We start from the raw sequence: 15,046 nt of genomic DNA on the forward strand, positions 1-15,046 counted from the left end.
AACCTCTTATGCCCTGAGACGGCATAAATATGCCTGATGGATTGCCCGTATAGCGGGCTTGTGTATAGGAATGCGAATCGCCTAGTCATGTAATGGAATAACGGTAGAAATTATGTGTAAAAAGATTAGCAAATATAAGGCCAAGGTTTTTTGGCTGAGGAATTTCTTATGCTCAAAGAAAAAATGCCCTGGCAGGCAAGGCGGCAAGCAGGGTGAGGGAAACGCAATTGTCGCATTTACGACAAACGATTCGTCTTGATGGAGAGTGATGTGTTTTTTGCGACAGCAATTCGCACACAAATGGTACGGGAATGCACTGAAATAGTGGAAGATGCGCAGTAATCGTTATTTGGCATGGTTGATGCTGACAGTTATGCAGAGTCCACAACGCTAGGTTGTATACCGTGACCGACTATTTACTACTTATTTTAGGAACCGCGCTGGTCAATAACGTGGTGCTGGTGAAATTTCTCGGCTTATGTCCGTTCATGGGGGTTTCCAACAAGCTGGATACCGCCTTGGGGATGGGGCTGGCCACGACTTTTGTGCTGACGCTGGCCGCCGCAGCTAGTTGGTTGCTGGAGCATTGGATTTTGCTGCCCCTGCAGATCGGTTTTCTCCGCATCCTGGGTTTCATTTTGGTGATTGCCGCAGTGGTGCAATTTACCGAAATGGTGATTCATAAGACCAGTCCGGTGCTGTATCAGGTCTTGGGTATTTTCTTACCCCTGATCACGACCAACCCGCGGTATTAGGGGTTGCCTTATTGAATATCCAAGAACAATACAGTTTTGCCGAAAGTTTGTTTTTCGGTTTCGGGGCGGCTCTGGGGTTTACTCTGGTCATGGTGATGTTCGCCGGCCTGCGCGAGCGCCTGGCCTTGATGACCGTGCCTGAAACATTTGCCGGCACACCGATTGCCTTTATCACCGCCGGTATTCTGTCCCTGGCTTTCATGGGGTTTGCCGGTCTTTACAAATAGAGAGCGATGACCATGTATGTAATTTCCGCCATTGTCAGTTTGACTTCCTTAGGGTTTTGTTTGGGCTTGTTGTTAGCCGTCGCGGCCCGTTATCTGAAAGTGGAAAGCAGTCCTGTCGTCGATGAACTGGAAGCTTTGATGCCCGGTTCGCAATGCGGACAATGCGGCTATCCCGGCTGCCGCCCTGCAGCTGAAGCATTGGTGGCGGGTGATGCGCCAGTCACGCTCTGTCCGCCGGGGGGTACCACCTTGGCGGAACAAATCGCCAGAATTCTCGGTGTCGAGATCGATTTAAGCGCGGTTGAGGAACCGGAACTCCAGGTGGCGAGAGTCAGCGAGGATACGTGTACCGGTTGCACCCGCTGCTTCAAGGTTTGTCCTACCGATGCCATCGTCGGCGCGCCGAAACAGATCCATGCCGTCGTGGCCGATGCCTGTATCGCCTGTCGTAAATGCGTCGATGTGTGTCCGACAGAATGTTTGCAAATGCATCCGGTTGAAGTCACCTTGAAAAATTGGCGCTGGCATAAACCCGATACTGCGATAGTTGGAGCGTCCGCATGATTAATTTAAAACGGATAATGCGCGTACGCGGCGGCGTCCATGCCGAGGAACGTAAAAGTAACACGTCGCAATTGCCGATAGTGACCGATTTGCCGCTCGCTAAAAAACTCTATATTCCATTGCAACAGCATGTCGGCAAGGCGGCCGAGCCGGTGGTCAAAGTGGGCGAACGGGTGTTGAAAGGGCAGTTACTGGCGCATAGTCAGGGCCTGATTTCAGCGCCGGTTCATGCGCCCAGTTCCGGCATCGTCGGCGACATCCACCTTTATCCGGCGCCGCATCCGTCGGCACTGCCGATACGCACAATCGTCATAGAAACGGACGGCAAGGACGAATGGACACCGTTAAGCCCGGTCTCCGATCCATTTTCCAGGGACCCGGAAGAAGTATCGGTCAGAGTCGCCGCCGCGGGTGTCGTCGGCATGGGCGGGGCGACCTTTCCCGCAGCCGTCAAACTCAATCTGGGGCGTAAGAACCGCATTCATACCTTATTGATCAACGGCGGCGAATGCGAGCCCTATTTGACCTGCGACGACCGCTTGATGCAGGAACGCGCCGAAGCCATCATCGATGGCATCCGCATCATGCTGCACGGCATGGCAACGCCGCAAGCGATTGTTGGCATCGAAGACAACAAACCCGATGCGATCAAACGGATGCAACGGGCCGCTTTGCCGTTCGCCAATATCAAGGTGGTTAAAGTGCCGACCCGTTACCCGATGGGCTGGGATAGGCAATTGATCCGTTATTTGACGGGCAGGGAAGTGCCGGCTGGATCTCGAGCGACCGATGTCGGCGTGCTGATGCATAACGTCGCGACGGCCTACGCCATTCATAAAGCGATAAGGGATGGCGAACCATTGCTTAGCCGAATCGTTACCGTTTCCGGCGGCGCGGTGACGTGGCCGATGAATATCGAGGTGCCTATCGGTACTTTGATTAGCCCGGATATTTCATCAGTCCCTTGAAACCCTATCGAAACCCTCGTTTGTTTTAAAACATGCGATCGTAAGGAGAAATTGAGCGGTCAAAAAGGGAATTAAGCATTGATTTCCGTTTTTCAGGCGCAACTTCCCCTTACCCCATTGTTTATCAGCGTGCCGGGCACAGCACTCTGTTTGTACTAATCAGGGCACAGGCGCTGACAAACGGATTTAAACAGGGATTGAAACGGATACTGACTGCTGAACAGCAGTCGAATACGACGGGTGTTACGAATGATGACGGCACCGATTTTAAACAATTTCAGGCGAATGGTGGCGCAAGTGGCTGTCGCTAGTTCGGTGTTGTTGAGGGCGATTCGGCGAATCGCCTGGATCAGGGTATAGGCCAAGGTGGATAACAGCAAACGAAACTGATTCGGCCACCACAGGCTGCAACTGGTGCGGTCGGCAAACAGATCCAATTGTTGCTCTTTAATCCGGTTTTCCATGTCGCCTCGCGCACAGTAAACGGTTTCATAGAGTGTTTGTGCATCGCCGTCCAGATTGGTGACGACATAGCGGGGATTACTCCCTTGGCTCATGTGTTCGGCCTTAAGAATGACACGGCGTCGGCGTTTCCAGGTGCCGGCTTTATAGTGGAAATCGGTAAAGAGACGCTGTTTCTGCTGTTCGCTTTGGAACTGTTGCCGGGCTTGTTCAATCCAGGGTTGGCTTAAGCGCGTTAAGCGTTTATTTTTGGCCAACCCGACAATATAGTGAACGCGATGCCGCTCGCACCAACTCAGCATCTTATGGCGACAAAAACCGCCATCGCCGCGAAACGTGATGTCAACGTCCGGCCAAGCCTGACGCAAGCGCCTGACCAGCAACGCCAGAATCGCCCAGCTGTGCTTGGCGCCATCAATATTGCTGGGACGTAGATAACTGACCAAGCAATGATGGCCGCAAAAGACATACAACGGCAGGAAACAATAGTGCCGATAGTAGCCATGAAAAAAACGTCCGTCCTGTTCGCCATGAACCGGATCGTCGGTGGCGTCGAAGTCCAGGACCAACGATTTCGGCGGTGTCTCATACGAAGCGATAAACTGCGCCACCAGTTCCTCATGAACGCGCCACATCAAGGCGCGATCCGCCTGCTGCTCAAACCGGCACAAGGTGGATCGGCTGCCCAATGTCTGATCCTTTTCCACCGCCGTCTGAAAGGCGATATCATTTCTGAGCGTGTCATGATCATTCAAATCCTCATACCCACACGCCAAGCCATAAACCCGTTGACGGAGCAGGTTGATCACAGAGTGTTGCACGCGGTCAGGGGCTCTGGCGTCAGGAATCTGCGCCGCTATCCGTTCGGTTAATCCTAATTGCTGGTCAATCGCTCTTAACAACAGCACACCGCCATCACTGGTGATCGCTCCACCACTGAATTGGGCGTCTATTTTACGGCGTTTTAAGGGAGGAAATTCTATCTGAGCTGGAGTACAATTTGTCATGGGCAAGTTGTTGGTTAAATTCAATCTAAGTAACTGAATTTTATCAAATATCAACAAACTTGCCCGCCTCTATCATGAAATATTCGGGCTAGATTGAAGCATTGATCGACCTCCTCAAAAAGGCGACCCCAATGGCCGCCGCGGAAAACAATCATGAAATCTTATGTGCAGTTCTCAAAGGTTAACGGAAAAAAACTGATACTTGGCCGCTATACTCAACATAACTTCCTACTTGTCATAATACCTGACAGTGCTTTCAAGTTTGGTATGACCAAGTAATAGCTGGACAGCTCGTAAATTTTTCGTTTTTCGATAGACAAGCGTAGCTTTTGTTCTTCGCATGCTATGCGTTCCATACTCCGCAGGATCAAGTCCAATTGATGTTACCCATCGTTCAACAATCCTAGCATATTGTCGGGTAGACAGATGAGGGGATTGATGAATCCGGCTTGGAAAAAGATACTGATCAGATTTAAGCCCTGCTTCGTTAATCCAGATTTAAGTGCGTTTCTGGTTTGTTCGGTGATCTCGAATTGAACCGGACGATGTGTTTTCTGTTGCATAATTGTTGCTCGCTTCGACACATGGTTGCCTTGGGCAACATCACATACTCGAAGCTTTACTAAATCACATCCGCGCAACTTGCTATCGATGGCTAAATTGAACAAAGCTAATTCTCGGATTTTGTCGGCCATTTGCAACCGAATACGAATGGCCCATATCTCCTTCAATTTGAGCGGCAACTTCTGACCGATCAATTTACCTTTATTCCATGGAATGCATCCGTCGTTTTGGTTTGTAATTTTTGTTTGCATAACAAACTCCTAACATTTGTGGAAGGAGACTTATTGTCATGCTAATCAGTCTGTATCTAATGGCCGGGTGTTGTCTGTTAATCAGCTTAAGAAAACTTATAAGCAAATTATGTTAGCTGCTAATGTACGTTTTCGTCCCTTGGATTTAAGACCCCCCAGATTAGGCTGGATCGGCATGCAGATGAATACCTAGTGCCTTTATTACCTTAAGAATCGTATCAAAACTGGGAATGTGCTCGCCATCCAGGGATCGATACAGGCTTTCGCGGGAAAGTCCGGTGTCTTTGGCAATCTGCGACATGCCGCGTGCACGGGCAATATCGCCAAGCGCCTTGGCTATGAAAGCTGCATCGCCGTCGGCCTCCTCGATACAGGCGTCCAAATAGGCCGCCATTTCTTCGGTGGTTCTCAAATGCTCCGCCACATCGTAGCGGCTGGTGATAGTTTTTGTCATTGCGTTATCCTATAGGTTACGGGCAAGACTTTGAGCGGTTTTGATATCGGCATCCTGAGTGCTTTTATCGCCACCTGCCAATAAGATGATGATTTCGTTGCCGCGTCGCGTGAAATACACCCGATATCCGGGGCCATAGTCGATGCGCATTTCCGATACGCTTTCGCCAACGGATTTAACATCACCTGGATTGCCAGCGGCCATACGTTCGACCCTGGCCAAAACTCGGGCGCGAGCGCGAATGTCACGAAGATTGTCGAGCCATCGGGCATAAACATCGGTTTTCTTTATCTCAACCATGCCTTTAGTGTAGCCGGAAAGCTACATTTGTCAAGAGACAGACTGGTAACCGTTCTTTGCGCCAGGAAAGCCTGGAGAAGGGGGAAATAATGTAGAAGGAAGACATAATGGAAACCTTCAGAGTAACCTGACAGGTGAAAGTCCTGTCCGGCCAAGATTGGCCATCAGCCGGAACCGAGTGTTGCGTATCCCGTAGGTGACTTGGGTTTTCATTACTTTGTTAATTTTACTTGTTTTATTACTACTTTTAGTAGTAAATTTCAGTAAAACTCAGGAGTTTCATAAACGATCGTTCTTGAAACGGGAGGAAGATGCTAATCGGCTACGCCAGAGTCTCTAAAGCGGACGGATCACAAATGCTGAATTTGCAAATCGATGCGTTGCTGGGGGCTGGGGTCGAGAAAAATCATATCTATACCGATCACGCTTCCGGAACCAAAGAGGACCGGCCAGGATTGCAGGCCTGTTTGAAAGCGCTGAGGTCGGGTGATACGTTGATTGTTTGGAAGCTCGATCGATTGGGTAGGAATTTAAAACACCTGGTCACGACCACTCACGAGCTATCCAACCAGGATATCGGTTTTCGTGTATTAGCGGGGCAGGGCGCTAATATCGACACCACAACGACAAACGGAAAATTGATTTTCGGCATCTTTGCAGTGCTGGCAGAGTTCGAGCGGGACTTGATCAGCGAACGCACGAAGGCAGGACTGGCTGCGGCTAGGGCCAGGGGACGGAAAGGCGGAGCCAAGCCCTCGTTGACAAAAGCGCAAATCAGACAGGCACAGGCCTCGATGGGGAAGCGCGAAACCGTGGTCTCGGAACTTTGTAAGGAACTAGGTATCACCAAGCCTACTTTGTATCGCTATGTCGGTCCTGACGGCTCCTTGCGGGAATTTGGCAAAAAAGTGTTGGGGATTAAGCAATAACATGTTGAATATTAGCTGGTTGAAAAAAGACAAGGCTAAATCCGAAGCGGTACCGCCGGATATTCCCGGAATTTTGTCGATTCGAAGTGTCGACGATTTGTTGTCTCCTCATCGAGGAATGATGGTGCAAATCGATGAATTGGCCGGTTTATCGGAACGCAATTTCAACCGTTACTATCTTCACGCCATTCGGAATTTCACGCGATTCGTGCAATTGCTTCCAGCCTCGGAAGTGCATCACCACGCTGGCCCCGGAGGAATGCTAACACATACCTTGGAAGTCTGTGTGAATGCGTTGAAGATCCGACGATCTTATTTATTGTCCGAAAGCGGCGGAGCCGAGGAGATAGCCGCCAAACAGGATTTATGGACTTACGCTGTTTTTCTGGCTGCACTATCACACGACTTGGCCAAAGTCGCCGTCGATCAATCGGTGACGGTTTACGATGCCGATCGCAAGGCAATACCCTGGTCGCCTTGGGATTCGTTTTTGGACGAGCAGGGTGTATGGTACAGCACGGAGTTCCAACGCGGACGGAAATACCGCCTGCATGAGAAAGCCTCGCTGCTGTTAATCCATCGAATCATTCCGTCATACGCATTAAACTGGTTATCCGGCGATCGACACATTTTTGAGCAATGGCTGGCTTGCGTGTCGGGTGATATCGAAAATGCCTCATCGATCGGTGAGATTGTTGGCTCTGCCGATAGCAAATCCGTAGCCACGAACCTGGGCGCAGATTCCAGCCGAATGTCAACCGTCCGAACGAAACCATTGCACGAAAAGATGTTGACCGCTTTGCGCCATTTATTGAACGAAGGAGATTTGCCGTTAAACAGAAATGGCGCGGCCGGTTGGGTTAGCGGCGACGACTGTTGGCTGGTGAGCAAGCGAACCGTGGATGCAATCAGGGATCAATTAACCCAAGAAGGGCACTCCGGCATACCAACGAAAAACGGCCGTATGTTCGACATACTCCAAGAGCATGGCGTACTGATCCCGTATGGCGACAAAGCGATCTGGCCAGCCGTCGTCGAAGGGGAAGGGTGGCGTAATGAATTGACCATGATCCGGATTGCGGTTGCGAAAATTTGGACGAATCCAGACAATCGGCCGGATGAGTTTGGTGGTCGGATTGTACCAGCTGAAATGGAATCAGTGGCCGACGATGAAGTTCGACCGATTGCCGAGAACAATACGGATATTCGAACCAATGTCACCGCGAACGAATCGGCAAGTGACTCGGAATCGGTTAACGAAGAGACACCTCCTACGGTAGCCGATGAGTCTTCTTCGGATTCGCAAGGCGCTGTGGCTTATTTCGATTTAGCGGAGTTTCTTCCATCAGATACGGATTCTCTGGGTGACGGCCACGGGGTTGATTCGCAACACATGCAAGAAAGCAAATCCAAGGACACCGAGCCAGGCTCCACTCCACAAAACCCAAGGGTAGATACAACGCAAAAAAAAGCGGATGGCGTCCAAGTACCTCAGTTCATGAACCAATCTACCGACGACCAATCGGCTAGTTTTAAAACTGATTCAGAAAAGGATACCAACGACCCGGTTGAGCAATTTTTTTCATGGTTGAGCTCAGGAATTCATAAAGGTGAGATCAAGACCAATCGGCCTAGAGCGAGGGTTCATGTCGTCAAGGAAGGCGTTGCACTGATCACGCCAGGAATATTTCAGGATTATGTGCTATCACAAAAATTAGATAAATCTGAATGGACCTCATTCCAGAAAAAGGTGTTGAAAAAGAATTGGCATATGAAGGACGGGCGAGGTTTGAATGTGATCAGTTACCAAGTCGTAGGAAGCAACAAATCAGCTAAGGTCAATGTGATTCTATTTCCGAATACTTCTCAGGTATTTGGTAAAAATGAACCACCAAAAGTGAATCCGCATTTGATTCAGGAATGAGAAGTCGTCAATATTTTGATACTCTACACTATTTTCTTTAGGTGTCGGGTACGATATTGTGGAAACTGATAAAAACCCAAATGTCCGTGAAGGCATTTGGGCCGACTCCAAATATATGAAGGACGTAAGCCGACGGTTAAAACGTGTTTTGAATTGATCGAAAAAGGAATGACGAGGCAAGCGATAGCTGAAAAATTGGGAATCAGAGCCCCCCAGTGTCTATCGAATATTGTGCGTTCATTTCAAATATTTAAATAAATGACAATTACTTACTGATCGATCTGGAATGATGAAATGACCCACCAAGGAATATCGACCGAATGAAATGGACAACATCCACGCATTGAAGCCGTCGATTTGTTTTGTGGCGCAGGCGGTTTGACGCGTGGTTTGGAAAATTCCGGTATCGAAGTCAAATTGGGCGTGGATATAGACCCGGCTTGTGCTTATCCCTATACGGAAAACAACGCCGCTCGTTTTCTGCTCAAATCCGTCGAGGAAATGAGAGGGGATGAAGTGGTCGATACGTTCGCCGGGGCGAACTTGAAACTGTTGGCTGGTTGCGCGCCTTGTCAGACATTTTCATCCTACAATCAAAAAGCGAATTCGACCGATAGACGGTGGTGGTTGCTGCTCGAGTTCGGACGTTTTGTTCGTGAAACATGTCCGGAATTGGTGACGATGGAAAACGTTCCAGGCCTCGTGGAACAAAACGTTTTCCGAGATTTCGTCGACGATCTAAAAAACCGAGGATATGAAGTCGATTATCGAGTGGTCAATTGTGCCGATTACGGATTGCCCCAGCAAAGAAGCCGATTGGTGTTGCTCGCATCGAGGCTCGGGGAGATCGAACTCATACCACCAACTCATTCGGAAAGCGAGAGGCGAACCGTCCATCACGCCATCGGAGACCTTCCTCCCTTGAAAGCGGGAGAAGTAGATTCTCGGGATCCCCTTCATCAGAGTGCGACACTTTCACCGATAAATCTCAAAAGAATCCTCGCTTCTCGCCCCGGAGGTTCTTGGCGGGATTGGCCTAGAGAACTCGTCGCCGATTGTCACAAAAAAGATTCAGGGAAAACGTATCCGAGCGTATATGGGCGGATGAGTTGGAAAGAACCGGCGCCGACCATGACGACACAGTTTTACGGATTCGGTAATGGCCGATTCGGTCATCCGGAGCAAAACCGAGCGATTTCGTTACGTGAAGGAGCGATATTGCAAAGCTTTCCTGATGGATACAAATTCACGCCTCCTGGAGAGCCGATCAGCAAGAAAACTATCGGTCGTCTCATCGGCAATGCCGTGCCGGTGATACTTGGCGAGGTCATCGGGCGAAGCATCCAGGATCACGTGAACCGCCTCGATAGACGAACAGACAAGAATTGAAGCCCCATTATTTCAATCACATAAAGGGAAGACCGACTTATGGACGAACTGTACCAAACTTCATCGAATCACTTTATTACGTCCGTACCTGAACCCGGACAACTCGTCGAAGTCAGAAGACGTCAATGGGTCGTCAGCGACGTTCAGGGACAATCTTTCGAAGCCAACGGAGAGCAACATGTCGTGACCCTGTCCTCCTTGGACGAGGACGCTTTGGGTGAAGAGCTCCAAGTGGTATGGCAGATAGAACCCGGAGCCCAGGTTCTCGAAAAGGCCGGAATGCCTCGTATAACCGGCATCGATTCCGAGGATAAATCGGACGCCTTTCTGGATGCCGTCCGTTGGGGTGCGGTGACCAATGCCGACAGGTCCTTCCTGCAGGCTCCCTTCCGCAGCGGAATCACCATCGAAGATTACCAGCTCGACCCATTGGTACGTGCCATAGACATGGCCCGAGTCAACCTGCTGATTGCGGACGACGTCGGTTTGGGTAAGACCATCGAAGCGGGGCTTGTCGTGCAGGAACTGCTTGTCCGTCATCGTGCGAGAACGGTCTTCATAGTCTGTCCGGCTTCGCTGCAGGTCAAGTGGCAGGTCGAGATGTGGGAAAAGTTCGGATTGGAATTCCGGATTGTCGATACCGATTACATCAAGCGTCTGCGACGTGAACGAGGCATACATGCCAACCCATGGACTTCGTTCCCGCGACTCATCACTTCCATGGACTGGATGAAAAGCGGTGAAGGTCTCCGGCTTGTCAAAGATTGCCTTCCTCCGACCATTACTTATCCGAGAAAGTTCGACATTCTGATCATCGATGAAGCACACAATGTCGCACCGTCGACTGCCTCCAAGTACGCTCTGGAAAGTCAGAGAATCGGTTGATCAGAACAATCGCTCCGCATTTCGAACACCGGCTTTTTCTGAGTGCCACGCCGCACAACGGGTATCAGGAGTCCTTCACCTCGTTGCTGGAATTGCTGGATGACCAGCGGTTCGCCCGATCCGTCATGCCCGACGAGAAACAGCTGCAACGTGTGATGGTCAGACGGCTCAAGACGGATCTGGTCGATGCAGACGGAAACCCTTTGTATCCGAAAAGAAGGCTGATGCCTCTCGAGGTCGATTACTCGGCTGAGGAACGTGAGATACACGACCTCCTGAAACAATTCACGGCTGCCCGTGCAAAGAGCGTCAAGGGCAGTTCCTTCGAATACGGCTCCGACTTCGTCCACAAACTCTTGAAAAAGAGACTTTTCTCTTCCCCAATGGCTTTTGCGGGAACGCTGGCCAAACACCGGGAGAGTTTGGAGCGTCCCAGACCGAAACAAAAGGCCGGGGCCATGGACGACAAGATCCTTAAAAAAGCCATCCTGAAGGCGGAAGAGGATTTTGCCAACGACCAGCTCTACGAAGATGCCCAGTACGAAGCGGTGGAAGCTGCCGGTGAATTGTCGGTCCCTCTCGATCAGGATCAACGGCAGATGCTCGACAAGTTGACCGCATGGGCCGAAAAATCGAAAAACCGGGTGGACGCCAAAGCGTCGGCCATCGTCGACTGGCTCGAAGCGCATTTGAAGACCGATGGCGAATGGAACGGTAAGCGAGTGATTCTCTTTACCGAGTTCCGCGCCACCCATGTATGGATGGAACAAATTCTGACCACCTACGGCTTCGGCGGCGAGCGCATGATGCTGATGCATGGTGGTGTCGACCAGAACGATCGTGAAAAGATCAAGTCGGCATTTCAGGCTCATCCGGATATTTCACCCGTCAGAATACTGTTGGCCACCGATGCGGCCTCCGAAGGTATCGACCTGCAGAACTACTGTAACCACATGATCCATATCGAGATTCCGTGGAATCCGAACGTCATGGAACAGAGGAACGGTCGTATCGACCGACACGGCCAGAAGGAATCCGAAGTCTTCATCTGGCATCCAGTGGGAAAAGGGTTCGAGTCGAACGAATCCATCCACTCGAAAAAGGTCGGCCAGATAGAAGGAGACCATGAATACCTGATGAGAGCGGTACTCAAGATCGACACCATCCGAGAAGATCTCGGGAGTGTAGGCCCGGTTATCGCCCAGCAAATCGAAGAAGCCATGCTGGGCAAGAGAACGGTTCTCGATACCGCCGACGCCGAAGGCAAAGCCGCGAAGGCCAGAAAATATGTGTCCGCCGAGCGTCGCCTTCAGGAAAAGATAGACAAGTTGCATGAAAGGCTCATGGAGGCCAAGACCGACTTCCATCTTTCGGCAGATCATATACACAGAGCCGTCTCCATCGCTCTGGAACTGGCAGAAAAACCATCTTTGAAACCAGTCTCTTTACCGGGAGCACCGGAAGGCAGCGTGTTCGAGGTGCCTGTACTTCCCGGCTCGTGGGGCCGTGCGACTGCCGGGCTCGAACATCCCCATACCGGTGAAAGAAGACCGATCACTTTCGATCACGAGGTGGCGAAGGGTCGTGACGATGTCGTCTTGGCCCACTTGAACCATCGACTCGTCCAGATGTGCCTGCGGCTTTTGCGGGAAGAACTCTGGAAGCTGGATGACGTGAAAAAACTGCACCGTGTGAGTGTCAAGACCGTTCCCGACAGTGAAATTTCGACACCCGCCGTGCTTGTCTGGTCCCGGCTGGTCATCACCGGGGGCGACCATCACCGCCTTCACGAAGAGATAACGATCTCCGGCGGCGAGCTCAAACACACCGGATTTTCGAGAATACCGCAGCAAGGCCGATTGCAGGAATTACTGACCAAGGCAGCCTCCTTCGATCCGAAAGGCGGTCTTCTGGATATCCTTACCGAGCGGTTCGAAAAACAGGAGAGCTCCATTCGTTCCACCATGGAAGCCCGTTCGAAAGACAGGCTTCGCTTCCTCGAAAACACGCTGGCACGTCGGAAGGATGGCGAGATAACCGATTTGACGAACGTCCTCGATGAACTCGAAAAAACGATAAAGGGCGAGCTGAAGGAGGATGCCCTCCCGAAACAGATGGTTCTTCCCGGATTCGAACCCGAGGAACGCAACCAGATTCGCAAGGATATCGAAGCCCTGAAAATGCGACTGGCCAGAATTCCCGAAGAGCGGGAAATGGAAAAGGCGGCGATAGAGAAACGCTACGCAGGATTGACCGATAGAACCTTCCCGGTGGCCTTGGTCTTTCTCGTACCTGAGTCACAAAAGGGAGGCATTTCATGAAGGCAGGGTATTCTTCAACCGTAAAGGAGTTCCTGGATTGTAACCCAGACACTGTAGTTGGTGTACTTTCGCAAAAGATAGCCTCATCGGGTATCAGTCAACAACATAGCAAGCAAATCAACGTTTGGAATCAACAGGTTGAGGTTCTTAAAAACACCTTCAACGAGATAGCTCAATCAATCAGCCATGTTGGCGATTGGACCCTTGTTTTGGAGTATCCAATCCCAAGGCGTCAGAAGCGACCAGATGCTCTCGTATTGACTGACAACATGGTTTTTGTCATTGAGTTCAAGTTCGGAGCTACTGAGTATGATGCGGCATCCAGATGGCAGGCTGAGGATTACGCTCTCAATTTGAGAGATTTTCATGCAGAAAGTTCTGGTAGAGTCATCGTCCCTGTTTTATGTGCCACAGACGCTCGACCCATTGATGAGCATGTCTATCGCCTGAATGGAAGTCTTGTTGCCCCGCTGTTTAGGGCGAATGCTGCAACCCGTGGAACAACTTTGGGGACGAGTTATCGTATTTTGAAAGAGAGTTGCAACACTGAAAAATTGGATGCAAGCACATGGCTTTCTTCAGTTTATCGTCCTACCCTGACGATCATAGAGGCTGCAGAAACTCTTTACGAAAATCATAGTGTCCGTGACATCTCACACAACTACGCTGAAAACTTATCGGCAACGACCGATATGGTGGCTCAAGCAATTCTTTCAGCCAAAGCTGAAAAAAAGAGAACATTGATTCTGATTACCGGTGTGCCTGGTGCAGGTAAGACGTTGACCGGTTTGAATGTCGTCCACGATCCATCCATTCGTTCCAAGCAAGGTCCATCGGGAATCTTTCTTTCAGGAAATGGACCACTGGTAAAAGTCGTGCGAGAAGCTCTCGTGCTCAATGAACAAAAAGCAGGGCGCCGGAGAAACGAGGCCGAACACGAAGTTTCGACTTTCATTCAGAATGTCCACCAGTTTCTTCGTTACCATCGAGAAAATTGCGGGGCTGTTCCACACGAGCATGTCGTCGTTTTTGACGAATCCCAGCGTGCCTGGGACAGGCGCCAAATGAAACGGAAACAAGCCGTCGATTATTCCGAGCCGTTCGAACTACTGTCCGTCATGGAAAGAACACCTGACTGGTCCGTCGTCATCGGCCTCGTTGGGGGAGGTCAGGAAATATTTCTTGGCGAAGCTGGGCTTGGGGAGTGGGGAAGAGCTCTACAAGAAACGACATGCAATTGGAATGTGATAGCCTCACCGGAAGTGATTTCGGGTGGTTCAAGCGTGGCAGGACATCGCTTGTTCGAACATGGAGTTCCAACAGAGCTTGCTTTCACTTCCGAACCCCTGGCCCACTTGACCGTGAGTGTACGTAGCCATCGAGCCCAAAAAATTACCGATTGGGTCAACCAATTGTTGGAGCCGAATTCTGCCGCCGCCTGTAAGAGTTTTCCAGTTACCAAGGAGTTTCCATTATTCGTGACGAGAAGCCTGAGTGATGCACGTGAATGGTTGAGGTTGAGAAGTGGCGGGGATCTCCACAAGCGGTGTGGATTGGTTTGTGGCTCGGAAGACCAACGGCTGAGAGCTTATGGGTTGGAGAATTCAACTTCGTTTCGTAGCGGATACGCTTTCGAAAAATGGTTTCTCTCTTCTCCAGATGATGTTCGATCCAGTTATACACTTGAGGTGCCTGCAACTGAATTTGAATGTCAAGGTTTAGAGTTAGATTGGGTTGGTCTTTGTTGGGGCGGAGACCTCACGCTAGATGAAAAACGAAGTTCTTGGGTATACCGTAAATTTCGTGGTTCCAAATGGCAATACTGTCATTCGGAAGTAGAGAAGGGCTATGTTCGTAATAGATATAGAGTGTTACTGACGCGCGCTCGTGCGGGCATGGTCATTTGGGTTCCGCTTGGTTGCAATGAAGATTCCACTCGGCCACCGGAATGGTTCGATAGGATATACGAGCATTTACGGAATGCTGGCGTGCCCAAATTATCTACGTTCAAGGAAAAGGTTCTATGACAAGACAGATGTCTCAACA

General features: G+C 50.4%; 13 protein-coding genes and 1 pseudogene. 9 read left to right on the forward strand and 5 right to left on the reverse strand.

The features are described 5' to 3' along the window. Positions 1-404 precede the first annotated feature (404 nt). The 3 genes and pseudogenes from rsxA (at position 405) to rsxC (ending at position 2,514) form a co-directional block, all read left to right on the forward strand. A pseudogene (gene rsxA, locus EP25_RS21655) lies at positions 405-982 on the forward strand (electron transport complex subunit RsxA). 12 nt (positions 983-994) lie between these two features. Further along, positions 995-1,546 (forward strand): RnfABCDGE type electron transport complex subunit B, encoded by a 552-nt coding sequence (locus EP25_RS0102785; protein WP_031432501.1) that lies wholly within the window; start codon positions 995-997, stop codon positions 1,544-1,546. Next, entirely contained in the window at positions 1,543-2,514 is a 972-nt protein-coding gene (rsxC, locus tag EP25_RS0102790) for an electron transport complex subunit RsxC (protein WP_084190935.1), read from the forward strand. The genes EP25_RS0102785 and rsxC overlap by 4 nt, the downstream gene beginning before the upstream one ends. Before the next feature lie 155 nt (positions 2,515-2,669). Here rsxC and EP25_RS0102795 read toward each other — a convergent pair whose 3' ends face one another. The 5 genes from EP25_RS0102795 to EP25_RS0102810 form a co-directional block, all read right to left on the reverse strand. After that, positions 2,670-3,983 (reverse strand): IS1380 family transposase, encoded by a 1,314-nt coding sequence (locus EP25_RS0102795; RefSeq protein WP_031432503.1) that lies wholly within the window; start codon positions 3,981-3,983, stop codon positions 2,670-2,672. A 228-nt stretch (positions 3,984-4,211) separates the two neighbouring features. Next, on the reverse strand, positions 4,212-4,481 hold the full coding sequence (locus tag EP25_RS23770; protein ID WP_327036943.1) for a tyrosine-type recombinase/integrase: 270 nt from the start codon (positions 4,479-4,481) through the stop codon (positions 4,212-4,214). Next, on the reverse strand, positions 4,367-4,798 hold the full coding sequence (locus EP25_RS21660) for a site-specific integrase (RefSeq protein ID WP_235185812.1): 432 nt from the start codon (positions 4,796-4,798) through the stop codon (positions 4,367-4,369). Before EP25_RS21660 ends, EP25_RS23770 begins: the two co-directional genes overlap by 115 nt. 160 nt (positions 4,799-4,958) lie before the next feature. After that, positions 4,959-5,252: an addiction module antidote protein gene (locus EP25_RS0102805; protein WP_031432504.1), complete on the reverse strand. Its 294-nt coding sequence runs from the start codon at positions 5,250-5,252 to the stop codon at positions 4,959-4,961. Between the two features lie 9 nt (positions 5,253-5,261). Beyond that, positions 5,262-5,552: a type II toxin-antitoxin system RelE/ParE family toxin gene (locus EP25_RS0102810; protein WP_031432505.1), complete on the reverse strand. Its 291-nt coding sequence runs from the start codon at positions 5,550-5,552 to the stop codon at positions 5,262-5,264. Positions 5,553-5,863: 311 nt separating this feature from the next. On the opposite strand from EP25_RS0102810, the gene EP25_RS0102815 reads away from it, so the two are divergent. The 6 genes from EP25_RS0102815 (at position 5,864) to EP25_RS0102835 (ending at position 15,027) form a co-directional block, all read left to right on the forward strand. Continuing rightward, on the forward strand, positions 5,864-6,481 hold the full coding sequence (locus EP25_RS0102815) for a recombinase family protein (RefSeq protein WP_031432506.1): 618 nt from the start codon (positions 5,864-5,866) through the stop codon (positions 6,479-6,481). Between the two features lies 1 nt (position 6,482). After that, positions 6,483-8,405 (forward strand): MobH family relaxase, encoded by a 1,923-nt coding sequence (gene mobH, locus EP25_RS21665; protein ID WP_036300178.1) that lies wholly within the window; start codon positions 6,483-6,485, stop codon positions 8,403-8,405. A 357-nt stretch (positions 8,406-8,762) separates the two neighbouring features. Beyond that, entirely contained in the window at positions 8,763-9,794 is a 1,032-nt protein-coding gene (locus EP25_RS0102825; RefSeq protein ID WP_268745409.1) for a DNA cytosine methyltransferase, read from the forward strand. A 39-nt stretch (positions 9,795-9,833) separates the two neighbouring features. After that, a complete protein-coding gene (locus EP25_RS23775; protein ID WP_235185814.1) occupies positions 9,834-10,679 on the forward strand; it encodes an SNF2-related protein in 846 nt (281 codons plus the stop codon). Then, positions 10,676-13,000: a DISARM system SNF2-like helicase DrmD gene (drmD, locus tag EP25_RS21670; RefSeq protein ID WP_235185815.1), complete on the forward strand. Its 2,325-nt coding sequence runs from the start codon at positions 10,676-10,678 to the stop codon at positions 12,998-13,000. Before EP25_RS23775 ends, drmD begins: the two co-directional genes overlap by 4 nt. Further along, on the forward strand, positions 12,997-15,027 hold the full coding sequence (locus tag EP25_RS0102835) for a DUF2075 domain-containing protein (protein ID WP_051906345.1): 2,031 nt from the start codon (positions 12,997-12,999) through the stop codon (positions 15,025-15,027). Before drmD ends, EP25_RS0102835 begins: the two co-directional genes overlap by 4 nt. The last annotated feature ends 19 nt before the right edge of the window (positions 15,028-15,046 follow it).

Source organism: Methylomarinum vadi, from assembly GCF_000733935.1.
Lineage (GTDB): Bacteria > Pseudomonadota > Gammaproteobacteria > Methylococcales > Methylomonadaceae > Methylomarinum > Methylomarinum vadi.